Origin of the sequence: Mammaliicoccus sp. I-M35 (assembly GCF_022386455.1) — a bacterium.
GTDB classification, from domain to species: domain Bacteria; phylum Bacillota; class Bacilli; order Staphylococcales; family Staphylococcaceae; genus Mammaliicoccus; species Mammaliicoccus sciuri_A.
This window is the reverse complement of the sequence record NZ_JAJNIL010000011.1, coordinates 51,435-75,697: the sequence shown is the minus strand read 5'-3', so window position 1 is coordinate 75,697 and position 24,263 is coordinate 51,435. Positions and strand designations below refer to the sequence as shown.

Here is a 24,263-nt window from a genome sequence, read left to right as displayed (position 1 = left end):
TATGAGTTTAATTAAAGAAAATTTTATTGTTCAATCTGAAAAAGGACAGGATTTATACAATATAGCTAAGGATATTCCAATTTTTGATTTTCATTGTCATTTAGATCCAAAAGAAATCTATGAGAATAAACCTTTTAATACGATTACTGAAGTTTGGCTAAAACATGATCATTATAAATGGCGTTTAATGCGCGCATATGGAATAGATGAGTCGTATATTACTGGAGACAAAACTGATAAAGAAAAATTCGAAGCATTTATAAGTTTATTGCCTAAAAGTATCATGAATCCAATGTACCATTGGTGTCATTTAGAGTTAGCAAGGTATTTCAATATCAATGAAAATTTAAATAAAATTGATAAAGAACAATTATATAATCAGTTAAATGAAAGTTTACAACAACCAGAATTTCTTCCAAGAAAATTAATAGAAAGAAGCAACGTCCAAATCATTTGTACAACTGATGATCCATGTGATGATTTGAAATATCATCAATTACTTCGTGAGGATAAGTCATTTGATGTTAAAGTATTACCAACATTTAGACCGGATCGTTATATCGCCTTAACGAAAGATAATGTAGAAGCATCTATTAATCAATTAGAAATTGCTACAGAAAGAAAAATAAATCATTTGGAAGAATATATTAATGCGCTCAATGAACGAATTGAATACTTCCATAAAAATGGCGCAAGAAGTTCTGATCAAAGCTTTGCTAAAGTACTTAAAGTGGATGTAACTGAAGACCAAGCTGAACAGTATTTTGAACAAATTAAGCAAGGTAAACACATAGATGAGGAAGATTTAAGTAGATTATCTGGATATATTTTAACCGAAGTAAGTAAAACGTATAAAAAATATAATTGGGTTGTACAGTTTCATCTTGGACCAGTGAGAAACAATAATACATTATTGTTTGAAGAAGTTGGTCCAGATGCTGGATTTGATAGTGTAGGTGATATGCTCAGTTCTTCTGACTTAAATAGATTTTTAGATCATTTAAATCAAAATGATGCATTATCAGATACAATTATTTATCCTAATAATGCAAATGATCACTTAATGGTGCAAGCAACAGCTGGAAACTTTACTTCAGATAAAGTCAAAGTGCAACTAGGTGCTGCATGGTGGTTCAATGATACTAAAGAAGGAATGGAACAACATTTAGTAGAATACGCAAATGTTGGATTGTTATCTACTTTCGTTGGTATGTTAACTGATTCAAGAAGTTTATTATCATATACAAGACATGAATATTTTAGAAGGATTTTATGTGAAATGATTGGTAAACGTGTGGAAAGAGGAGAAATCATTGATGATGATGAAATTCTTTCTGAAATTATTAAGGATATTTGCTTTAATAACGCCGTGTCATTATATAATATAGAAGGCGTAGATGCTATATAAAATTAGAGAACCTAAGACGATGTTGTCTTAGGTTCTTATTTATTTAGAACTTTAGATTTTCAATTGTTTTTAAATCATCTTGATAAACTGGTATCTCTGCGCCTTTTACTACAAATGTTGGAATATGTTGTAAAGTCGTTTTTACAGTTATTGTTTGACCGCCTTCAAACTGTTCGCCGCTATGAAAATCAATCCAACCTTTGTTGTTTTTAGGTAAATAGACTGTTCTTTCTAGTTGAGCTTTTTCTACGATAGGGGCAATTAACATATGCTCACCTAACATAAATTCTTCATTTTCTTCAAAAGTATTAATATCACTTTCAAATTGGTAAAAAGTAGGTCTAATAATTGGTTCATACGCCTCATGTGCCTGTACAACTAATGACTGAAGATATGGTTTAAGCTTTTCGTGGAAGTGCATGGCTTGTTTAACTTCAGATAAGACTTCATTATGCATCCAAGGTTCATTTACAGAACCATCATCATTCCATGAGTGGATTGAAAATCTTGGATAATAAGCACCACATTGTACCCATCTTAAAAATAATTCTGCTTCTGGTTTATCACCAGAAAAACCGCCAATATCATGTCCGAAATTATAAACACCAGATAGACTTAACCCAATTGCCATAGCATTATTATATTTTAATGTATGCCAACTCGTATAGTTATCACCTGTCCAAGTTTGAACGTATTTACTCATACCAGCTGCACCAGATCTACTAATGATATAAGGATATTCTTCTTTATGATATTGTTGTTGAATTTCTCTTGATGCTTTCATCATTAATATAGGCATAATTGCTTTATAATCTTGGAAATTTGCTTCATTGCCGAAACCATTTACTTTAGCTTTATCATCCCAAATTTCGAATTCGTTATTATCATTCCATGTACAATTGACATGATTAGATAATAATTGTTGTTCTATTTTTGATTGCCACCATTTAATAGTGTCTTTATTTGTAAAGTCTAAGTAGTATCCTTTTTCATCCCAAAATTGTACAAGAAGCGGTTGGCCATTCATATCTTTAATAAATCCATCAAAGGCTAATACTTCATCTAGTAAAGGATGATCTGTAAGTAGGGTAGGTTTAATATTCGCAACTAATTCTACATTTTGATCTGTATAAGCTTTTCCAAAAGATTTTGGGTCTTTAAATTTATCATAATTCCAATTAAAAACGTATCTCTTATCATGAATGGATGTATAACCTGATGAAAGGTGGAAAGATCTAATCGTAATATTATGTGTGTTACATTGATTTAGAAAAGATATCAGTCTTTCATCTGAATTTGGCAAATCTGTGTATTGCATTGTTGAGCCAGAATAAGACAAACTCCATTCAGGCATGAGTGTTGGTCTACCTGTTAAATGACTAAAACGCGTCGTTACTTGTTGAATAGTCGGACCGGCAATAACGTAATAATCAAGAAAATCTGACTTAGTTTCATAATATCTATAATGACCGTGATAATTATCTAACTCTTGCCCAAGATCTACAATAGAGTCTTGATAATCATCATAGAAGATACCAAATGCTACATTTTCATCAGTTTTGTATGTGAGATAATAAGGAATATGTTTATAAAGAGGATCAGTCGTTTCAGCATTATAGCCCATAGCATCTATATTTTTCATTCTGAATCGTCTGCCATGTTTATTTACTTTTCCGCTCTTTTCACCGAGACCAAAATACATTTCATTTTTATCTCTATTTAAATAATGACAAGTCGGATGATTTCTTGATATTTGATGTTGATAACTGCCTGTCTTACGGTCTTGCATAATTTTAATTTCTTTGTCAGATGAACTTAAATCATACCAACTACAATAGAAATCTTCTTTATCAATGATAAGTTTTAATAACTTTGTCTTAATTATAATATGGTGTTGCTCTTCTGAAATTTCATATTGTGGACATGAAAAGTTAGATTGATCATATCTAGAGAGACCTTCGAAAGGTAATTCAGTATCTCCAGGTGTAATGGTCCAAGTCGGTAAAGTGATCTTTTTCTCTGTAGAAGATTTAATATTGATTAAGTAATCTTCTAATATGCGGATTGTAAAGAAATGCTCGTTTTGCCTGTCACTGATTACAATTGTATTTTTATCTTGTGAAATCATATTAAACATGTAAAAATCCTCCTATAACAACGTTGTTATTTAAACTATTACATTAAACTATACCAAAGTAAAGTAAAATAGTAAAAATAGCATTGTCTATAAAAATAAAGTCATATATCATTAATACATATTATTTCAGGAGGCATTTTATGGATAAACATTTCACAGTAAAGGAATTTTTCTTTAATATTTTAAATGGTATAGGTGTAGGCATTGTTATAGCATTAATACCTAACGCCATACTTGGTGTGTTATTTAGTTATTTATCACAGTTTCATCCGCTATTAGAAATGTTTAATCAAGCATTATTACTTATGCAGTTTGCGATGAGTTTTATTATAGGCATCGTTGTTGCACATCAATTTAAATTCCAAGCTACTGATACAGTTATGATTGGCGCTGCAGGATTAATAGGTTCAGGCGCTGTGAAAATACAAAATGGTCAATTTATATTTGTAAGTATAGGGGATGTCGTCAATTTAATCGTTGTTTTAATTATCAGTTGTTACTTGATGATTAAATTGAAAGGAAAATTTGGTTCTTTAGATATGTTGATTATGCCAATTATTATTTCAGTTGTCAGTGGATTTATAGGTATGTTGACACTTCCATATGTTAGTAATGTGACAAAAGGAATCGGCAAATTAATAGAACAATTTTCTACATTGAATCCTTTAATGATGTGTATATTGATTGCGATTACTTATGCATTATTAATGGTAACGCCAATTTCAGTTGTAGCAATTGCTACTGCGGTCGGTTTAAATGGTTTAAGTTCAGGAGCTGGCAATATGGGGATTGTTGCAGCATGTGTGACTTTCTTAATGGGGTCATGGAAAGTAAACGATAAAGGTATCAATATCGTACTTATCATCGGAGCTGCTAAAATGATGATTCCTGTATATTTCAAAAATCCTATCATCGCAGTACCATTAATCATAAATGGACTAATGAGTGGATTACTCACTTATTTCGTCGGCATAAAAGGTACACCAATGTCTACTGGGTTTGGTTATACCGGATTTGTTGGACCAGCAAACGCGTTAAAATTTATGGAAGGATCAGTATTCTTAAATATATTAATACTAGGCGTAGCATATTTCGTCATACCGTTTGTATTTGCATATATCGTACATAAAGTTTGTTTAAAAATACTTCCAAAATATAATCAAGAAATGTTTTTATTTAAAGAGAATAATTAGAATGAAGAGAAGGCTGAGACAAGAAAAATGTCTCAGCCTTTATATTTGTCTGGATACTGGTGCCGTTATTAGCAAGTTTGGTGAGAAGTGTTCACAAGACCGTCGTTATGAACAAGTTTGGTGAGAAGTGCAAATACTGGTGTCGTTATTAGCAAGTTTGGCGAGAAGTGCAAATAAGGAGACCAGTAATTACAATTCTCAGTAGTTTTGTAATTAAGGCTGTCCATAGTAACAATTCAGCCGAGTTTTGTAATTATGGCTATCCATAGTAACACTTCAGCTGACTTTTGTAATTAACACCCCCGTTATGAACAAGTTTGGGCAGAAGTGTTCACAAGACACCCGTTATGAACAAGTTTAGCGAGAAGTGTTCACAAGGCTATCGTTATGAACAAGTTTAGCGAGAAGTGTTCACAAGGACGTCGTTATGAACAAGTTTGGCGAGAAGTGTTCACAAGGCCATCGTTACGAACAAGTTTAGACAAAACTGTTCACAAGGACGCTAATTAGTATCACTTCTTGATAAATATGTTATTCACCATACTAGATACACTTTTAATTGTAAGAATATTATGAAAAAGAGATTGTTTGTTTTCATAAAGTGTTGTAGAATTAATCATTATTTATTTTTTACTGAAAGGAAGTACGAATTATGCGATTTAAATTATTTAATATAAGAGAAGATGAAAAGCCTTATGCATATCAATGGGGAAAAACTAATGGTCATGAAATTGAATGTACGGAAGAGGATTTAACTTTAGATAATGTCCATACTTTATCATCTTTTGATGGTGTGAGTACTCAACAGTTATTTAAGTTTGATGACAGAATTTATGAGGCACTTAAAGATGTTGGTATTAAACAAATTGCTGGTCGTGCGGCTGGGTTTGATATGTTTAATTTAGATGAAGCTGCTAAACATGATATAAAAATTACAAATATTCCTTCATACAGTCCAAATGCGATAGCGGAATTTGCAGTTTGTAGAGCTTTAGAATTAATAAGAAACATTAATAAAATAAATAAAAAAGTAGAACATCAAGACTTTACTTGGGATGAAACAGTTATCGCTAAAGAACTAAGAAGTATGACGGTACTGGTTATAGGTGTTGGTAGAATAGGTAAAGTGTCAGCACAATTATTTAAAGGATTTGGTGCGGAAGTTATCGGTTATGATCCATATGACCAGTCGTTAAGCGATATTGAATATGTACAAAGTTTACAAGAAGGACTATCTAAAGCCGATTTAATCACATTACATGTTCCAGCAAATGAAGAAACGACACACATTATTAATGAAGAGACGATTAAATATATGAAAAATGGTGCATATTTAGTGAATACAGCTAGAGGTGCGACATTGAACACTAATGATGTCATTCAAGCATTAAATAGCGGTAAATTACATAGTGTCGCTTTAGATGTATATGAAAATGAGTTTGCATATTTCTCATATGATTATACAGACAAAGAAATTGAAGATCCTACTTTAAAAGAATTGATGTCACGTGACGATGTATTAATTTCACCTCATATTGCATTTTATACACATACCGCAGTACAAAATATGGTTGAAATTTCATTAGATAGTGCACTTGAAGTTATCACAACTGGATATAGTGAAAATGAAGTTCAACTAAGTAAAGTATGAATGAACGTTCGTTCATACTTTTTTTATAAAAAGTTATTGCATAAAATTTCATAAATGCGTATAATAATGAATATTATTAATTCAGGAGGTAACGAATTTGAAAAGAAATGTATTTACTAAAGTAGTTATAGCAACAATTTGTTTACTACTTACAATTCCTTATTTAGCCCCCATAAAGTCACAAGCTGCAGAAACTGATCAATGGGATAAAGCTAAAGAACGAGGCGAGTTAAGAGTAGGCTTATCAGCAGATTATGCACCTTATGAGTTTGAGCATACTAAAGATGGTGAACGTGAATATGCTGGGATAGATATAGAACTTGCTAAAAAAATTGCAAAAGACAATGATATTAAACTTAAGATTGTGAATATGCAATTTGATAGTTTACTAGGTGCTTTAAAAACTGGAAAAATCGACATGATTATTTCTGGTATGGCTCCAACTCCTGAGAGAAAGAAACAAGTTGATTTTTCTGATGATTATATGGAAGTTAACCAAAGAATGATTATACAGAAAAAAGATAAAGACAAATTAAAAACGATTGATGATTTTAAAGGAAAAATGGTCGGTGTGCAAAAGCAAACGACTCAAGAAGAATTGGCAAAAACAGAAATGCCAGAATCTCAAGTTAGCTCATTAACGAGAGTACCGGAAGTTATTATGTCACTTAATTCTGGAAAGGTTGACGGCATGATTATTGAAGGACCTGTTGCTGATGCATATTTAGAGAAGAACCCTAATTTAACATATTCAGATGTAACATTTTCAGATGCAGACAAGACAACAGCTATTGCATTACCGAAAAATTCACCAGAATTAATGAAGAGAGTTAATAAGAGTGTTAAAGAAGTTCGAGACAATAATTTGATTAAAGACTATCAAGATAAAGCAACAGAAGCAATGTTCGATGATGGTTCTTTCTTCAGTAAATATGGTTCATATTTCTTACACGGTGTAGGGTATACGATTTTATTATCATTCTTAGGTGTAGTAGCAGGGGCATTAATTGGTTGCTTCTTAGCACTTATGAAATTAAGTAATAGTAAGATATTTAAATCGATTGCTTCAGTTTACATTGAATTTATAAGAGGTACACCATTACTTGTTCAAGTATTTTTAGTTTATTTCGGTACAACAGCAGTACTTGGATTAGATTTATCAGCATTAATTTGTGGTATTATCGCACTTATCATTAACTGTAGTGCTTATATTGCAGAAATTATTAGAGCTGGTATTAACGCAGTAGATAATGGCCAAATGGAAGCGGCTAGATCATTAGGATTAAATAAATCGCAAGCTATGACTAAAGTTATCTTGCCACAAGCCATTAAAAATATTTTACCTGCATTAGGTAATGAATTTGTAACAGTTATTAAAGAATCTTCTATAGTTTCTGTTATCGGCGTAAGTGAATTGATGTTTAATGCTCAAGTTGTTCAAGGGGCATCATTTGATCCATTTACACCATTATTAGTAGCAGCAGTATTGTACTTTATCTTAACGTTTACGTTATCTAGAGTGATGTACTTTGCTGAAAGGAGGTTTAGTGTAAGTGATTAAAGTTAACGATTTACACAAATCATTTGGTAAAAATGAAGTATTGAAAGGTATTAATTTAAATATTGAAAAAGGGGAAGTTGTTGCGATTATCGGCCCATCTGGTAGTGGTAAAAGTACGCTTCTTAGATGTTTGAATTTATTAGAAGAACCTTCCTCTGGACAGATCGTATTTGAAAATAATGATTTAACAAATACGAAAGGTGCAAAGTTGGATCAATTAAGACAAAAAATGGGCATGGTTTTCCAAGGTTTTAATCTTTTTCCACATAAAAAAGTAATCGAAAATATTACACTAACACCTTTAACTTTGAAAAAAGGACAAAAATCCGAATTAGAAGATCAAGCTAAACAATTACTTAAAAAAGTTGGTCTAGAAGATAAAGCAGATGTTTATCCTTCTAAATTATCAGGTGGACAAAAGCAACGTGTAGCGATTGCTCGTGCGTTAGCGATGAACCCGGCAGTTATTTTATTTGATGAACCAACTTCAGCTTTAGACCCCGAAGTTGTTGGTGAAGTATTAAGTGTTATGAAAGATTTAGCCAAAGAAGGTATGACAATGGTCGTCGTAACACATGAAATGGGATTTGCTAAAAATGTCAGCGACCATGTGATATTTATGGATGAAGGTATTGTTCAAGAAGAAGGTACACCTGAACAAATATTTGATAATCCTCAAAACGAAAGAACGAAACAATTTTTATCTAAAGTATTATAATACTAAAAATAGAAGAGGTGTTTTCGTGTTAGATATAGGTATAGTCGGTGGTAGTGGATACGGTGCAATAGAATTGATGAGATTATTAAATCAGCATAAAGAAGTGAACATCAAATATGTATTCTCACATTCGAAATCTGGTCAAGATATTAAGGAAACATATCCACATTTACAAAATAATATTATTGAACAATTCACAAGTTTAGATGTAGAAACAGTGCAATGTGATTTAATATTTTTTGCGACCCCCTCAAATGTGAGCAAGAATTTTATTCCTAAGTTAATAGAACGTGGTATTAAAGTAATCGATTTATCTGGTGACTTTAGGTTGAAAGACCCCACAATTTATGAAAAATATTACGGAGAAAAGCCAGCTCCTCAGAGTGTATTGGATGAAGCGGTGTATAGCTTGCCTGAGTGGTCAAATGTAGATGGATCATCGACACAAATTATTGCAAACCCGGGTTGTTTCCCAACTGCAATACTCTTATCTTTACACCCTCTTTTAGAAAGTGACTTAATTAATAAAGACACGATTATAATAGATGCTAAAACTGGTGTTTCAGGTGCTGGTAGAACATTAAGTCAAAATGTTCATTTTGGCGAAGCGAATGAAAACTTTTCAGCTTATAAATTAGGTTCCCATAAGCATACACCAGAAATTGAACAATATTTATCACAAGTCTCGAAATCAGACATAAAAGTGACATTCACACCTCATCTCGTTCCTATGACAAGAGGTATATTGGCTACTATTTATGTAGATTTAAAAGATCAAACAAGTGAAGAAGCATTACATCAAATATATAAACAGAAATATGATGACAAACCATTTGTACGTGTAAGAGACCTTGGCGAATTCCCTACAACAAAAGAAGTTCTAGGCAGTAATTACTGCGATATAGGTATTTATGTTGATGAAGACAGACAAAAAGCTATTATCGTTGCAGTTATAGATAATCTCGTTAAAGGTGCAAGTGGTCAAGCAATTCAGAACATGAATAGATTATTTGGATTTAATGAAGATGAAGGATTAAATTTATTACCAATATACCCATAGAATAGGAGGAATTTGATGTTAGATAAGACTGAAGAATTAATTGACTCTGAAATGATCGTTATAGAAGAAGGTGATGTCGCATCACCTAAAGGATACATTGCTGGCGGCATGCATGTTGGATTACGTAGAGAAAAGAAAGACTTTGGTTGGTTATATTCATCAGTTCCAGCTAATTGTGCAGCGGTATATACACAAAATGCTTTTAAAGCAGCCCCATTAAAAGTCACTGAAGAAAGTATTAATGTTGAACACAAACTTTCTGCAATTGTTATTAATTCTGCCATCGCAAATGCTTGTACAGGTCAAAGAGGTTTAGATGATGCAAAGCAAACTCAAAAATGGATTTCATCTAAACTACAATTACCTGAACATCAAATCGCAATTGCATCAACTGGCTTGATTGGCGAATTTTTACCTATGCAAAAAATTGAATATGGTGTGAATAATATTGATATTCTCAATAATGCGCATTCTTCTGATTTTAATGAAGCTATTTTAACAACTGATAAAGAGACTAAACATATAGCAGTACAAATTAAAATTGATGATGAAGTGATTACGATTGGCGGTTCATGTAAAGGGTCGGGCATGATTCATCCAAATATGGCTACAATGCTTGGCTTTATGACAACAGATGCAAATGTTGAATCTGAAGATTTGAATGGCTTACTAAAAGAATCTGTTGATGAAACGTTTAATATGATTACAGTCGATGGTGATACAAGTACAAATGATATGGTTATACTTTTAGCTAACGGTGAAAGTGGTCAACATACATTAACTAAATCACATCCAGAATGGGAAAAGTTCGCCCAAGCTGTCCAATATGTGAGTCAATTTTTAGCTCAAAGTATTGCGAGAGATGGTGAAGGTGCGACGAAGTTAATCAAAGTTAATGTCAAAGGTGCTAAGACGAAAGCTCAAAATAGTGCAATTGCAAAAACGATTGTAGGTTCAAGCTTAGTGAAAACTGCAATACACGGTGCTGATCCAAACTTTGGAAGAATCGTAACATCAATTGGTTATGCAGATCATACTGTAGATACTAACGAAGTAGACGTCTGGCTTTGTGGACATTTATTAGTTAGTAAAGGTATGAATGTATCATTTGATGAGTTAGATTTAAAAGCTAAAATGGAGCAAGATACAATTGAAATAGAAGCGAAAGTTGGGGATTCTCATCATTCATCTACCGCTTTCGGATGCGATTTGAGTTATGATTACGTAAAAATTAATGCATTATATAGAACTTAATAGGAGGTCATTAAGTGAAGTATGCAGTCATTAAAATTGGTGGAAGTGTATTAAGCAACTTAAGTCAAACGATAATAGAAGATATACTTACTTTAAAAAGTCAAAATTATATGCCAATCATCGTCCATGGTGGCGGCCCGTTTATTAATAGACAACTAACTAAAATTGGTATTGAAAGTAAATTTGTTGATGGCTTACGTGTTACTGATGAAGAAGTGTTACTTCAAACTTCAAGTACATTGATAGGTGAGGTCAATCCACAAGTTGTGTATCAAATTAATCAACATGACTCATTAGCATTAGGTATAAATGGCATTGATATGAATCTATTTGACATTAAACCATTAGATTCTAAATATGGATTTGTAGCAGAATGTACATCCGTTAATAAAGAAACACTGGCTAATATATGTTCGAACAGTATTCCAGTTATCGCACCAATCGGTATCGATAGAAATACAGGTCAAAGATATAATATTAATGCAGATAGCCTTGCATATAAAATAGCGAGTGAAATGGAAGGATACTTATTCCTAATAAGTGATATTCCAGGAGTACTGATTAAAGATGAAGTACAAAGCCATTTAAGTATCAATGATATTCATAAATATATAGAAACAACTGAAATATATGGCGGTATGATTCCTAAAGTTACGGGCGCAATTTCTGCAATAAAAGAAGGCTGTAAAAGCGTCAAGATTATATCAGGATCATCAGACCATGCATTATTAAAAAGTTCTCATTCTAATAAAATAGGTACAACAATTACATTATAAAGTAAAAAATCCGACAGAGTCTTTGGCACTGTCGGATTTTTTGTTCGCTTATTAGCAGATTTGGTAAGAAGTGCAAATAAGGAGCTCCTTGTTTACATTTTAGCCGAGTTTTGTAACTAAGGCAGTCCATAGTAACACTTCGGCCGAGTTTTGTAACTAAGGCGGTCCATAGTAACACTTCGGCCGAGTTTTGTAATTAACGCCCTCGTTATGAACAAGTTTGGTCAGAAGTGTTCACAACACCCTCGTTATGAACAAGTTTGGCAAGAAGTGTTCACAACACCCTCGTTATGAACAAGTTTGGCAAGAAGTGTTCACAACACCCTCGTTATGAACAAGTTTGGTCAGAAGTGTTCACAACACCCTCGTTATGAACAAGTTTGGTCAGAAGTGTTCACAACACCCCCGTTATGAACAAGTTTGGTCAGAAGTGTTCACAACACCCTCGTTATGAACAAGTTTGGCAAGAAGTGTTTACAACACCCTCGTTATGAACAAGTTTGGCAAGAAGTGTTTACAACACCCTCGTTATGAACAAGTTTGGTCAGAAGTGTTCACAACACCCCCGTTATGAACAAGTTTGGTCAGAAGTGTTCACAACAGCTCCCACTACAAACAAGCTAAATACTAATTTGCCATACCATTTGCCACACAGTATATGAAAGCAATTTTTTATATACTTATTTAATTGAATTAATACGAATACCGTAAATTTATTTATTAAATGTGTTAAAATGTATTAGCATGTTTGATAGTGAGGTGAATAAATTTGAATTTAGATCAATTGAAGCAAGAAGTGATAGATTATGCACATTCTATTGGTATTGATAGTATTGGATTTACAACTGCTGATCCTTTTGATGAATTAAAGAAAAAGTTAGAAGATTATCATTCTAAAGGATATGCTTCAGGGTTTGAAGAAAGTGATATTGAGTTAAGAACAGTCCCTAAATTATCATTACCATCTGCTCGCTCAATTATAGCAATTGCTGTAGGGTATCCGAATAAATTAAAGGGTGCTCCTAAAAGTGTTAGAGGAGATAGAAGAGGTATGTTTGCGCGTGCTTCATGGGGCCAAGATTATCATACAATTATGAGAAATCGCCTTGATAAACTCAGTTTATTCCTAAAAGAAAAAGTGCCTGATGTAGAAATTAAATCAATGGTCGATACTGGTGTCTTGTCTGACCGTTCAGTAGCTGAAAGAGCTGGGTTAGGATTTGCAGGTAAAAATGGCTTTATTATTAATGAAGAACTAGGTACTTGGAGTTATCTTGGTGAAATGTTAGTCAGTATTCCATTTAAACCTGATGATCCAGTTATTGATAGTTGTGGTGATTGTAACATTTGTGTTGATAGATGTCCGACAGGTGCCTTAGTAGGTAATGGTCAATTAAATAGTCAAAAATGTATCAGCTTTTTAACACAAACAAAAGGTTATTTAAAAGATGAATACCGCTATAAAATAGGAAATCGTTTATATGGATGTGACACATGCCAACAAGTATGCCCACGAAATAGAGGAATTAATACTGAACATGATGACATTATATTAGAACCTGAGGTACTGAAACCTAGACTTGTCCCACTACTTAAAATGTCTAATAAAGAATTTAAAAATACATATGGACATTTAGCCGGTGCATGGAGAGGTAAAAAGCCGATCCAACGAAATGCGATTGTCGCACTTGCTCACTTTAATGAAGAAAGTGCAATACCAGAATTAAAAGATGTTGCGTTAACAGATCCGCGACCAATGATAAGAGGTACTGCATTTTGGGCTATCGGTCAAATACAAGGTGAAGAGGCAAGACCATTCATTATGTCACACTATGAACGTGAAATAGAAGAAGTCCAAGAAGAAATGATAAAAGGATTAGAGATTAGGAGAAAATAAATTATGACAAATCATGTAGTTTTATATCAACCAGAAATTCCAGCGAATACTGGGAATATTGCACGTAGTTGTGCAGCAACAGATACAACTTTACACTTAATTAGACCCTTAGGTTTTAGTACGGATGATAAAATGTTAAGAAGAGCGGGTTTAGATTACTGGAAATTTGTAAATATTGTTTATTATGATAGTATTGAAGAATTTTTCGAAAAGACTGAAGGTGGCAACTATTACTTATTAACGAAGTTTGGTACACAACCACATACTCAGTTTGATTACAGTAATGTTGAAGAAAATCATTACTTTATATTTGGTAGAGAAACAACAGGACTTCCTGATTGGGTTAAAGAAAAATATAAAGATACAGCATTAAGAATTCCAATGAATGATAATGTAAGATCTTTAAATTTATCTAATACTGCTGCAATATTAATTTATGAAGCGTTAAGACAACAAAATTATCCTAATTTATCATAGAAATAAAAAAACTGAGGCCATATGGTCTCAGTTATTAATTATTATTTGATTTTAAAGATTCAAGTTCTTTGTTTAAATCTTCTTCCTTAAGACCATAGTCTTTAGAATCGCGACCAGCAGTTAACATCGCAGTAATAAATGCTACACCAACCATACAGATTAATAGCGTGTTCATTTAATTAGCCCCCTCGTAATGTTATGTTATCTTTATTATATACGAATTAAGGCAATAATTAAATACATTTTTAAGGAGACATTGATATGGATAATTATATTTTAAAAAATGCACAAATTTATACTGAAACATATAAAATTGATCATGGCTATATCGAAGTGCGTAATGGATGTATTCACGATATTCAAGAAGGGGAATATACAGGTACATTACAAACGATTGATGCGAATGGTCAACACGTACTTCCGGGATTTATTGATATACATATTCATGGTGGTTATGGCCAAGATGCAATGGATGCAACACCAGAAACATTGAATCTATTATCTGAGAAATTATTATCTGAAGGTACGACTAGCTTTTTGGCCACAACAATGACGCAATCAACTGAAGCCATCAATGCTGCATTAGAAAATGTTGCAAACTATAAACCGATAGATGATAAACGTGCTGAAATACTCGGTGTACATTTAGAAGGACCATTTATTTCAGAACATAAAGTTGGTGCTCAAAATCCTGCATTTGTTGCAAGACCTACAGTACAAAAATTTAAAGATTTTCAAGAAAAAGCAAATGGCGCGATTAAAATAGTGACAATTGCGCCAGAAGTTGAAGGTGCAGAGGAAGTTATTAAAGCACTTCATGAAGATGTTATTTTTTCAGCAGGACATACCGTATCTGATTACGATGGTATTGAAAAAGCAGTTCAAAATGGTCTTAAGCATATTACACATTTATATAATGCCCAAACGACATTTACACATAGAGAACCAGGCGTATTTGGTGCTGCTCTGACTGATGAAAGGTTAACAACAGAAGTTATTGTTGATGGCATTCATTCTCATCCTGCTGCAGTTAAATTAGCATACCTTGCTAAAGGAAATGAGAATTTCTGCATAATTACTGATGCAATGCGTGCAAAAGGTATGAAAGATGGTAAATATGATCTTGGTGGTCAAGATGTATTTGTTAAAAATAACGAAGCTAGATTAGAAACTGGTTCACTTGCAGGAAGTATATTACTTATGAATAAAGGCTTAAAAAATTTAATGGACTTTGCAAATATACCGCTTGAAGAAGCATGGCGTACTGCTAGTTTAAACCAAGCTATTCGATTGAAAGTTGATGATAGAATTGGCTCAATTAAAGTTGGAAAACAAGCAGATCTTGTTATAGCTGATTCAGAATTAAATGTTTTAACTACTATTAAAAAAGGGTATATTATAGATAATGACTAAAGGTTATGATTTTTGTAAATAGACAAGTTGAAATGAGGAGTGGACAAAATGGCTTTAAACTTTAAAGTATTTGAAACAAAAGATATTGCTGCACGATATGCTGCAGATGTAGTTCGCAAACAATTTAATTCAGACAGCACTTCAGTTGTCGGCGTACATTTAGAAGCAGAGCAAACATCATTTTTCGATGAACTATTAGATGATGTTAAGAAAAATCCTGTGAACTTCAGTCAAATTCATATTTTAGACTTTGATGGTAAAGAAGATTATTACACAGAATTAGGTGTTCCTGCTAAACAAGTATTAAAAACTGATGTCGGTAGTGATGTTGAAGCATTTATTAAAGAAAAAGTTAATACTGACAAAAAGAAAAACAAATTAATGTTAGATGTTGTCACTTTAACTGAAGATAGCAGAACTGGATTAGACTATGACCAAGCAATTCATCCAGCAAGAGAAGTTATCGTACTTGTCACTGGTAAAGAAAAAGCTAAAGCAGTAAGTCAGTTATATCAAGAACCTGCAAATGGTTCTGTTGAATCCGCTAAATTAAAACAACATAGAATGGTAACAGTTGTATTAGATAATGAAGCGGCACAAGGGTTACCTGAAGACGTTAGATCTTACTTCTCAATTCAATTTTCATAAGAAGGTGAGAAATTTGAATAAAAATCTAGAAGAAGAAAATGAAATGGTTCAAGACCTAGAAGATGTTAAAGAACTAGGTAAAGAAATGGAACAAATATCAGAACAAAATGATGAAGCTTTTGAAGAAAAGAAATCTGAACAAGAATCTTAAAAAACGAGTCTGGGACATAATGTAATGTCTCAGTCTCTTTTTTTTCGTTAATTTAAATTATCTGACAACTGAGAGTTTAAATCGCTTTCTTTATACGATATAATAGAGATGAATAAAGAATGATGAATTCAAGAAATAAAGGGGAGTATTGAAATGAGTTACAGAATTGAACATGATACATTTGGTGAAATTAAAGTTCCAAGTGAGAAATATTGGAAAGCACAAACACAAAGAAGTAAACAGAATTTCCCAGTAGGTAAAGAACAAATGCCAATTGAAGTGATTTATGGATTTGCACATTTAAAAAGAGCAGCAGCAATTTCAAATCATGAACTTGGTAAATTATCTGATGATAAGAAAGATGCCATTGTATATGCTACTGATGAAATTTTAAATGGAAACTTAGATGAACATTTTCCTCTAGTAGTTTGGCAAACAGGTAGTGGTACACAAAGTAATATGAACGTGAACGAAGTTGTGAGCTACGTTGCAAATGAATACTTGAAAGAAAAAGGTTCAGAAGAGTCCGTTCATCCAAATGATCATGTTAATATGTCTCAAAGTTCAAATGATACATATCCAACTGCAATGCATGTTGCTTTATATCATGAAATTGAATCTAAATTATTACCAGCAATTGGTACGTTAAGAGATACATTTAAGAAAAAAGAAGAAGATTTCAAAGATATTATTAAAATCGGTAGAACACATTTACAAGATGCAACACCTTTAACTTTAGGTCAAGAAGTTAGTGGTTGGAGATATATGTTAGATAAATGTGAATCATTATTAAATGAATCTAAAGGTCAATTATTAAACTTAGCAATTGGTGGTACAGCAGTTGGTACTGGTATCAACGCACATCCAGAATTCGGCGATAAAGTGGCTAAACAAATTAGCGAACAATTAGGCTATCCATTTGTATCATCTGAAAATAAATTCCATGCATTAACTGCTCATGATGAAGTTGTTTATGTTCATGGCGCACTTAAAGCATTAGCAAGTGACTTAATGAAGATTGCGAATGATGTAAGATGGTTAGCTTCTGGCCCAAGAGCTGGATTAGCTGAAATCTCAATTCCAGAGAACGAACCAGGTTCATCAATCATGCCAGGTAAAGTAAACCCAACTCAATGTGAAATGTTAACAATGGTTGCTGTTCAAGTATTAGGTAATGATGCAGCAGTTGGTATAGCAGCATCACAAGGTAACTTTGAATTAAATGTATTTAAACCAGTTATTTTATACAATACATTACAATCTATTTATTTATTAACAGATGGTATTGTGACATTTAATAACAATTGTGCAGTTGGAATTGAACCGATTGAAGAAAATATCGATAAATATTTAAATCAATCATTGATGCTTGTTACTGCTTTAAATCCACATATTGGATATGAAAATGCAGCAGCAATTGCAAAGAATGCTCATAAAAATGGATTAACATTAAAAGAATCTGCAATTGAATCTGGACTTCTAACTGAAGAACAATTCGATGAGTGGATTAAACCAGAAGATATGATAAGCTCTAAAAAATAATAGCAGCTTTAAGACACAAATATAAAGAACAGAAAAAAGGTGCTATAGGCACCTTTTTCTGTATCAAAATATAACTTTGGAGGCAATTTATGAAGAGATTAGGATTAATAGATATAGGTTCCAATACTATAAGACTTGTTATTTTTGAATACTCTAAAGATACAGGTTTAAATGAACTACAAAACGTTAAAACACCAGCACGTTTGAGTCAATATTTAGAAGAAGATAAAACAATGAATAAAGATGGAATCAATATTTTAGTAGAAACTTTAAATAGTTTTAAAAAAGTTGCCGAAAAATTTCAAGTGGAAGAACTTGTCCCTGCAGCTACAGCAGCAGTAAGACAATCTAAAAATATAAATGAAATTATTAAAAGTGTAAAAGACAAAACGAAGCTTGATATTGAAATTATTCCAGAACAAGATGAGGCGTTTTACGGATTTTATGCAGCAACACATACTTTAAATATAAATAATGGTATTACAGTTGATATAGGTGGTGGTTCAACAGAAATTACTTATTTTGAAGATAAAAAGTTAAAAGAGGCAATAAGTTTTCCTTTTGGTGTTGTAACTTTAGAGAAAATGTTTTTCGCTGATAAAGATCATAATGATAAAAATGCGATAAAAAAATGTGAGAAGTATGTTAAAGAACAGTTTGCATCTGAAAAATGGATAAAAGATAAAAACGTTCCTATTATTGGAATTGGTGGATCTGCCCGAAATAATGCGCGTATACATCAGTCTTTAAATAATTATCCAATTGCTGGTGTACATGGTTATGACATGACTAAAAAAGGGCTTGAAGAAGTGTTTGATGTATTGAAAAAATCTGATAAAAATGAATTAAAAGATTTAGATGGATTAAGTAGAGACCGTACAGATATAATTTTACCTAGTTCTATTGTTTTTAATACATTATACGATATCTCAGATGCAAAACGTTTTACGTTCTCAAGAAAAGGTCTACGTGAAGGTTTAGTGATGACAAGAATTAAAGAAGAATTTCCAAAGGCATTTAATAAAAATAATGTCACAAGTGATGCATTAAAACATATAGCAAATGAATATAATATCAATGCTTCAAATGGTAAACAGCGCATGAAATTAGCTGAAGATTTGTTAAACAAATTAGAAGAAATCACTAGCTTCAAAATTTCAAAAGAAGATAGAGAAATATTTAAAGAAGCGGCATATTTATATTATTTAGGTTCATTTATTGATGCAGATTCTAGTTCACAACATACGTATTATATTATAGCCAATTCAAGTATTAATGGCTTATCGCATAAAGAAAGGGTTAAATTAGCACTTTTGGCAAGTTTTAAAAACAAGACGTTATTAAAGTTTTACATAAAGGGGACGCCTTGGTTTGATGATGAAGAAATCGAACTTATTCAAAAGCTTGGTGGCATCATTAAGTTTGCCCATGCTTTAAATGTTTCCAACACCGATTGCATCGAATCAATGGCATTAATAGAAAAGAAAAATGAATTTGAATTAAGAGCCAAATATGTTACAGACCCAATCGCTGAAGAATATCAATCTGATAGACAGAAAAAACATTTAGAAAAGTTACTACCGAAAAAACTTAATATTATATTTACACAAGATTAATAAACTTACGTTTAAATGAAGTAGTGTGATTTTATAATCTTGATTGGAAATTTGTAAAGGGTGAGATAATTATGGAAGCACAAGCGGAACAATTTTATTTAGACAATCCAGAATATTACAACAACCGAGAATTAAGTTGGCTAGACTTTAATTATCGTGTTCTTGAGGAAGCAATTGATCCTAACAATCCTTTATTAGAACAGTTGAAATTTTTAGCAATTCATAGTTCTAATTTAGATGAATTTTTTATGGTTAGAGTAGCGGGGTTGAAAGACCAAGTTAAGATGAATTTTAATGAACCAGAGAATAAAGCGCAATTGACACCTAAAGAACAACTTATCGGCATTGAAAAGAAAAATAGAGTGAACGTCGAGCTTCAATATAAGCGATTTAATGAATTAAAAGATTTGTTAAAGAGCTATAAAATATTTATTACACAACCAGAAAGATTGCCAGAACCTTTAATTGAGCAACTTCAGCATCAATTTAACACTGAAATATTACCAACACTTTCACCGTTAGGGATAGATGCATACAGGCCATTCCCAAAATTAAATAATAAAATGTTGAATTTGTTTGTAGATATTAGGTTAAATGATGGTGAAATTAGATCGGCAATCGTACCCGTTCCAACATTATTAGATAGAATTATTAAGTTAGAACATGAAGGCGTTAAATATATTGTATTTCTTGAAGATGTCATTTCATTATTTATAGAACAATTATTTAAGGGATATGAAATGATTAATACGTACACATTTAGGGTGACAAGAAATGCAGATTTAACAATTCATGAAGAAGGTGCAGAAGATTTATTAATAGAAATAGAACGATTTTTAAAAGAAAGAAAAAGTGGTGCAGCAGTACGACTTGAAATTGATAGTAGACATATAGATTCAGAAGTGAAGAGTATTTTCTTAATGAATGAACTTGAGTTATCAAATGAAGATATATACAGAGTTAATGGTCCACTAGATTTAACAGTGTTATTCTCTCTTGTAGGACAATTAGAAGATTTATTCCCAGAACTATTATTTAAACCTTATACACCACAATTACCTTCCTCATTAAGTAAAAATAATGTTTTTGAATTAGCATTGGAAAGAGATGTATTTTTCCATCATCCATATGAATCTTTTGAGCCGATTGTTGAATTTATAAAAGAAGCTTCAGAAGATCCAGATACACTTGCTATTAAGCAAACACTTTACCGTGTGAGTAGTGATTCACCGATCATTCAAGCTTTAAAAAATGCAGCTGAAAATGGTAAACAAGTTACAGTACTTGTTGAATTAAAAGCGCGTTTTGATGAAGAAAACAATGTTCAGTGGGCGAGAATGTTGGAGGATGCAGGCTGTAATGTTATATATGGTATGACATTTCTTAAAACACATAGTAAAATTACGCTAGTTATTAAGAAAGTTAAAGGAAAAGTGACGCCTTTCGTTCATTTAGGAACAGGAAATTACAATGATAAGACGGCTAAAATATATACAGATATGGGTATTATTACGACAAACCCAAAAATAGGGCAAGATGCGATTAACTTCTTTAATTATTTAAGTGGATATTCATTAAAGCCTGATTATAATGAGCTAATCGTCGCACCATTTGAAATACGAGATTTCTTTGTTGAACATATTGAACAAGAAATGAAGTCTCATAAAGAACATGGTAATGGTCTCATTATCGCTAAAATGAATTCGTTAACAGATAAAAAAGTAATTAAAAAATTATTTGAAGCATCACAATGTGGTGTTAAAATCAAACTGATTATTCGTGGTATTTGTTGTCTTAAACCAGGTATTAAAGGTGTAAGTGAGAATATCGAAGTCATCAGTATTGTAGGTCGATTTTTAGAACACTCAAGAATCTATTATTTCTACCATAATGGACAAGAAAAAATGTATCTTTCTTCAGCTGATATGATGACAAGAAATATGATTAAACGTGTAGAAATATTATTCCCAGTATTAGATCCTAATTTAGTTAAACGTTTAAAAGGTATAGTTGATTTACAACTCAATGATGGATTAAAAGGACGTATTCAAAATAATGAAGGTGTATATCAATACAATGATGCAGGGAATAAACATATGAACTCACAAGAAATGTTAATGGATGAGGCAATGTTAGCAGGGAAAGAAATGAGAAAGTCTCACTTAAATATAGGGAGACCTGTAACGAGTAAAAGAAGTAACTTAATTAATAAATTTAAAGAAAGATTAAAGCGATAAATAGAAAAAGCCAACAAAGTTAAAGCTTTGTTGGCTTTTCGCGTTATTTAATCGTCTAACGTAACTGAAATCATTTCATCTTTAAATGGATGTTCGAATTCTATTTTATAGCTGTGTAATTTTAATTTTCTCAGTTTACTATTGTTATAGAGTGGGTCACCAACAACTGGATGTCCAATTTCTGCAAGGTGGACACGGATTTGGTGTGTTCTACCCGTATCTAATTTTAATTCTACTTCTGCCGTATGTTCATCAATCATATGACTTTCAAGTATATGTGTGATTGCACGTTGACCTGTAGGTGATACACGTCTTTTGTTTGGATGGAACTTGTCTTTACCTATTGGCATATCAATTGTTTGTGGTTTAAGTGGTAATAAACTATCAACTTGTGCTTTATATGTTCTTGTAATTTCTCTATCTTCTAACATACGATCTAGTATTTTTTTAGCGATAGGGTGTTTTGCGACTAACAATAATCCAACAGTTTCTTGGTCAAGTCTATGAACAGGTTCAGCATAGTCTGAATCTAACGTATAGATTACGTGATTCATAAGTGTGTTTGCTTCTTTTAAATCGTTTGGATGTGTCTTTACACCTTTAGGTTTAACGACAATTGCTAAGTATTCATCTTCGTATTTAATTTCAGCTAATCGGTAACTAGAAACATATTGGCTTGTTTCGTCAAATAATGGGATATTGAGTTTATCTCCGGCATTTACTGTATCTCTTAATGTACATGCTTCGTCATTTATCGTAAGTTCTTTTGACATTCTTAAAAGGTGAAGTTCTTTCTTTGGTAGATGTAAAGATTTAAACATCTCTTCGATTGTTTGACCTTCAAATTTTGATGGTATTGTAATTTGCATAGCGTCCTCCAGGAATATTTCTCTCAAAATCGGGAAAAATTATATTATAACAAAAAATAAGTTATAATTATTATAACAAGAAAAAGAGATAAGGAGTATGTTTCATGTCAAAATCAATCGATAATAATGAATTTAACGTTAGTATTAATACTAGACAGATGACTTTTGATGATATTGATGAAGTTATTGAATTACAGTCTAAATGTTTTCCAGGGATGGAACCGTGGGAAAGAGGTCATCTTGAAAGTCACTTAAGAATGTTTCCGAGAGGACAAATTGTTGTAGAATTTGAAGGTGAAATTATAGGTTCATGTTCTTCTCTTATCATCAATTTTGATGAATATGATGATAAACATACTTGGGATAGTATTACGAATAATGGTTATATTACAAACCATAATGATCACGGTCACAATTTATATGGTATTGAAGTTATGGTTCATCCTGATTATAGAGGGATGAAAGTTGGCGCAAGACTGTATGAAGCTCGTAGAGAAATTGCTTATGAATTAAATTTAAAGAGTATCATTATAGGCGGTAGAATTCCAAACTATCATCAATATAGTGATGAATTAACACCACGTGAATACGTACAAGGTGTTATTAAACATCGTATTAAAGATCCAGTATTAACATTTCAATTGATGAATGATTTTACGTTAATGCGTATTAATCCAAATTATTTAAATGATGATGTTAAAAGTATGAAATTTGCTACTTTGATGGAATGGAATAATCCTGATTACATAGCAAGAAGTAATGTTCATTTTAAAACAAGTGAACCTGTAAGAATATGTACAGTAAACTATATGATGCGTAAAATTAATTCATTTGAAGAGTTTGCAAACCAAATTGAATACTTTATTGACGTTGCATACGATGCGGATAGTGATTTTATCGTCTTTCCAGAATTGTTGACGACGCAATTAATGAGCTTTGATGAACAAAGTAATCCAGCAGAATCTATTAGAAAATTAACTACTTACACATCACAATATATTGAGATGTTCAATCAGTTTGCGATGAAATATAACATCAACATTATTGGTGGTTCTCATTTCGTTGAAGAAGGTGAAGATATTTATAATATTTCATATTTATTTAGACGAGATGGCTCTATCGAAAAACAATATAAAATCCATGTAACACCAAATGAAAGAAAATGGTGGGGTGTATCACCTGGTAATGGCGTTGAAGTATTCGATACTGATTGTGGTAAAATTGCGATTCAAATTTGTTACGATAGTGAATTTCCTGAAATGGCTAGAATCGCAATGGAAAAAGGTGCCAAAATTATATTTACACCATTCTCAACAGAAGATAGACAAAGTTATTTACGTGTAAAATATTGTTGTATGGCACGCGCTATAGAAAACCAAGTTTACACAGTAACTTCAGGAACATGCGGTAACTTGCCACAAACTGAGAATATGGATATCCAATATAGTGCTTCAGCAATATATTCTCCATCAGACTATGGTTTTGCTCGTGATGGTATTGTGAGTGAAACAGGTGAGAATTTAGAAATGGTTGCTATCGGCGAAGTTGACTTAGAAGTATTAAGAAGAGGTAGAGAAAACGGAACTGTTAGACATCTTAGAGATAGACGACATGACGTATATAATATTACGTATAATCAATAATAATAAAGGTGA

At 32.2% G+C, this 24,263-nt stretch carries 20 protein-coding genes; 17 read left to right on the top strand and 3 right to left on the bottom strand.

The window, feature by feature from the left end:
- Nucleotide 1 precedes the first annotated feature (1 nt).
- Nucleotides 2-1,408, top strand: coding sequence for a glucuronate isomerase (gene uxaC / locus LQ679_RS12350; protein ID WP_204168551.1), 1,407 nt, complete (start codon nt 2-4; stop codon nt 1,406-1,408).
- A gap of 43 nt (nt 1,409-1,451) precedes the next feature.
- On the opposite strand, the gene LQ679_RS12345 is transcribed toward uxaC, so the two are convergent.
- Nucleotides 1,452-3,545 (bottom strand): glycoside hydrolase family 31 protein, encoded by a 2,094-nt coding sequence (locus LQ679_RS12345; RefSeq protein WP_051575453.1) that lies wholly within the window; start codon nt 3,543-3,545, stop codon nt 1,452-1,454.
- A gap of 140 nt (nt 3,546-3,685) precedes the next feature.
- Between LQ679_RS12345 and LQ679_RS12340 the strand changes: the two genes are divergently transcribed.
- From LQ679_RS12340 to trmL, 9 genes are all read left to right on the top strand, one after another.
- Complete coding sequence (locus tag LQ679_RS12340) at nt 3,686-4,738, top strand: PTS sugar transporter subunit IIC (protein WP_239763144.1); 1,053 nt, start codon at nt 3,686-3,688, stop codon at nt 4,736-4,738.
- Between the two features lie 652 nt (nt 4,739-5,390).
- Entirely contained in the window at nt 5,391-6,389 is a 999-nt protein-coding gene (locus LQ679_RS12335) for a D-2-hydroxyacid dehydrogenase (protein ID WP_239763142.1), read from the top strand.
- Between the two features lie 97 nt (nt 6,390-6,486).
- Nucleotides 6,487-7,950 (top strand): ABC transporter substrate-binding protein/permease, encoded by a 1,464-nt coding sequence (locus LQ679_RS12330; RefSeq protein ID WP_037589738.1) that lies wholly within the window; start codon nt 6,487-6,489, stop codon nt 7,948-7,950.
- Nucleotides 7,943-8,668, top strand: coding sequence for an amino acid ABC transporter ATP-binding protein (locus LQ679_RS12325; protein WP_037589737.1), 726 nt, complete (start codon nt 7,943-7,945; stop codon nt 8,666-8,668). Before LQ679_RS12330 ends, LQ679_RS12325 begins: the two co-directional genes overlap by 8 nt.
- Before the next feature lie 25 nt (nt 8,669-8,693).
- On the top strand, nt 8,694-9,728 hold the full coding sequence (gene argC / locus LQ679_RS12320; RefSeq protein WP_198471989.1) for an N-acetyl-gamma-glutamyl-phosphate reductase: 1,035 nt from the start codon (nt 8,694-8,696) through the stop codon (nt 9,726-9,728).
- 15 nt (nt 9,729-9,743) lie between these two features.
- Nucleotides 9,744-10,982, top strand: a complete 1,239-nt coding sequence (argJ, locus tag LQ679_RS12315; RefSeq protein ID WP_239763140.1) for a bifunctional glutamate N-acetyltransferase/amino-acid acetyltransferase ArgJ — start codon at nt 9,744-9,746, stop codon at nt 10,980-10,982.
- A gap of 14 nt (nt 10,983-10,996) precedes the next feature.
- The gene (gene argB, locus LQ679_RS12310) at nt 10,997-11,758 is read left to right on the top strand and encodes an acetylglutamate kinase (RefSeq protein WP_239763138.1); all 762 of its coding nucleotides are present in this window, start codon (nt 10,997-10,999) and stop codon (nt 11,756-11,758) included.
- Nucleotides 11,759-12,527: 769 nt separating this feature from the next.
- A complete protein-coding gene (gene queG / locus LQ679_RS12305; RefSeq protein WP_037589731.1) occupies nt 12,528-13,655 on the top strand; it encodes a tRNA epoxyqueuosine(34) reductase QueG in 1,128 nt (375 codons plus the stop codon).
- Nucleotides 13,656-13,658: 3 nt separating this feature from the next.
- Nucleotides 13,659-14,132: a tRNA (uridine(34)/cytosine(34)/5-carboxymethylaminomethyluridine(34)-2'-O)-methyltransferase TrmL gene (gene trmL, locus LQ679_RS12300; protein ID WP_025904798.1), complete on the top strand. Its 474-nt coding sequence runs from the start codon at nt 13,659-13,661 to the stop codon at nt 14,130-14,132.
- 34 nt (nt 14,133-14,166) lie between these two features.
- On the opposite strand, the gene LQ679_RS12295 is transcribed toward trmL, so the two are convergent.
- Entirely contained in the window at nt 14,167-14,307 is a 141-nt protein-coding gene (locus LQ679_RS12295; protein WP_162841915.1) for a hypothetical protein, read from the bottom strand.
- Between the two features lie 86 nt (nt 14,308-14,393).
- On the opposite strand from LQ679_RS12295, the gene nagA reads away from it, so the two are divergent.
- The 6 genes from nagA to LQ679_RS12265 all read left to right on the top strand — a co-directional run bounded on the left by nagA (nt 14,394) and on the right by LQ679_RS12265 (nt 21,739).
- A complete protein-coding gene (nagA, locus tag LQ679_RS12290) occupies nt 14,394-15,545 on the top strand; it encodes an N-acetylglucosamine-6-phosphate deacetylase (RefSeq protein ID WP_025904799.1) in 1,152 nt (383 codons plus the stop codon).
- A gap of 48 nt (nt 15,546-15,593) precedes the next feature.
- Nucleotides 15,594-16,193, top strand: coding sequence for a 6-phosphogluconolactonase (locus tag LQ679_RS12285; RefSeq protein ID WP_025904800.1), 600 nt, complete (start codon nt 15,594-15,596; stop codon nt 16,191-16,193).
- Nucleotides 16,132-16,344 carry an SAS053 family DNA gyrase inhibitor gene (locus LQ679_RS12280; protein WP_370688581.1) on the top strand — a complete coding sequence of 71 codons (213 nt, stop codon included), beginning with the start codon at nt 16,132-16,134 and terminating at the stop codon, nt 16,342-16,344. The genes LQ679_RS12285 and LQ679_RS12280 overlap by 62 nt, the downstream gene beginning before the upstream one ends.
- Nucleotides 16,345-16,497: 153 nt before the next feature.
- The gene (gene fumC, locus LQ679_RS12275; protein ID WP_239763136.1) at nt 16,498-17,886 is read left to right on the top strand and encodes a class II fumarate hydratase; all 1,389 of its coding nucleotides are present in this window, start codon (nt 16,498-16,500) and stop codon (nt 17,884-17,886) included.
- Between the two features lie 89 nt (nt 17,887-17,975).
- Nucleotides 17,976-19,502, top strand: a complete 1,527-nt coding sequence (gene ppx / locus LQ679_RS12270) for an exopolyphosphatase (RefSeq protein ID WP_239763134.1) — start codon at nt 17,976-17,978, stop codon at nt 19,500-19,502.
- A gap of 71 nt (nt 19,503-19,573) precedes the next feature.
- Entirely contained in the window at nt 19,574-21,739 is a 2,166-nt protein-coding gene (locus tag LQ679_RS12265; RefSeq protein ID WP_037589727.1) for an RNA degradosome polyphosphate kinase, read from the top strand.
- A 47-nt stretch (nt 21,740-21,786) separates the two neighbouring features.
- Here LQ679_RS12265 and LQ679_RS12260 read toward each other — a convergent pair whose 3' ends face one another.
- Nucleotides 21,787-22,608, bottom strand: a complete 822-nt coding sequence (locus tag LQ679_RS12260) for an RluA family pseudouridine synthase (RefSeq protein ID WP_191836404.1) — start codon at nt 22,606-22,608, stop codon at nt 21,787-21,789.
- 104 nt (nt 22,609-22,712) lie between these two features.
- Here LQ679_RS12260 and LQ679_RS12255 point away from each other — a divergent pair, with 104 nt between their 5' ends.
- Nucleotides 22,713-24,251: a bifunctional GNAT family N-acetyltransferase/carbon-nitrogen hydrolase family protein gene (locus LQ679_RS12255; protein WP_239763132.1), complete on the top strand. Its 1,539-nt coding sequence runs from the start codon at nt 22,713-22,715 to the stop codon at nt 24,249-24,251.
- The last annotated feature ends 12 nt before the right edge of the window (nt 24,252-24,263 follow it).

Bases quoted from the DNA above. Each gene is read 5' to 3' on its own strand.
- ppx (WP_239763134.1), top strand. From the start codon at position 17,976: ATGAAGAGATTAGGATTAATAGATATAGGTTCCAATACTATAAGACTT.
- nagA (WP_025904799.1), top strand. From the start codon at position 14,394: ATGGATAATTATATTTTAAAAAATGCACAAATTTATACTGAAACATAT.
- LQ679_RS12260 (WP_191836404.1), bottom strand. From the start codon at position 22,608: ATGCAAATTACAATACCATCAAAATTTGAAGGTCAAACAATCGAAGAG.
- LQ679_RS12340 (WP_239763144.1), top strand. From the start codon at position 3,686: ATGGATAAACATTTCACAGTAAAGGAATTTTTCTTTAATATTTTAAAT.
- LQ679_RS12255 (WP_239763132.1), top strand. From the start codon at position 22,713: ATGTCAAAATCAATCGATAATAATGAATTTAACGTTAGTATTAATACT.
- LQ679_RS12265 (WP_037589727.1), top strand. From the start codon at position 19,574: ATGGAAGCACAAGCGGAACAATTTTATTTAGACAATCCAGAATATTAC.
- trmL (WP_025904798.1), top strand. From the start codon at position 13,659: ATGACAAATCATGTAGTTTTATATCAACCAGAAATTCCAGCGAATACT.
- fumC (WP_239763136.1), top strand. From the start codon at position 16,498: ATGAGTTACAGAATTGAACATGATACATTTGGTGAAATTAAAGTTCCA.
- argJ (WP_239763140.1), top strand. From the start codon at position 9,744: ATGTTAGATAAGACTGAAGAATTAATTGACTCTGAAATGATCGTTATA.
- LQ679_RS12345 (WP_051575453.1), bottom strand. From the start codon at position 3,545: ATGTTTAATATGATTTCACAAGATAAAAATACAATTGTAATCAGTGAC.
- LQ679_RS12295 (WP_162841915.1), bottom strand. From the start codon at position 14,307: ATGAACACGCTATTAATCTGTATGGTTGGTGTAGCATTTATTACTGCG.
- LQ679_RS12285 (WP_025904800.1), top strand. From the start codon at position 15,594: ATGGCTTTAAACTTTAAAGTATTTGAAACAAAAGATATTGCTGCACGA.
- uxaC (WP_204168551.1), top strand. From the start codon at position 2: ATGAGTTTAATTAAAGAAAATTTTATTGTTCAATCTGAAAAAGGACAG.
- LQ679_RS12280 (WP_370688581.1), top strand. From the start codon at position 16,132: ATGAAGCGGCACAAGGGTTACCTGAAGACGTTAGATCTTACTTCTCAA.
- LQ679_RS12335 (WP_239763142.1), top strand. From the start codon at position 5,391: ATGCGATTTAAATTATTTAATATAAGAGAAGATGAAAAGCCTTATGCA.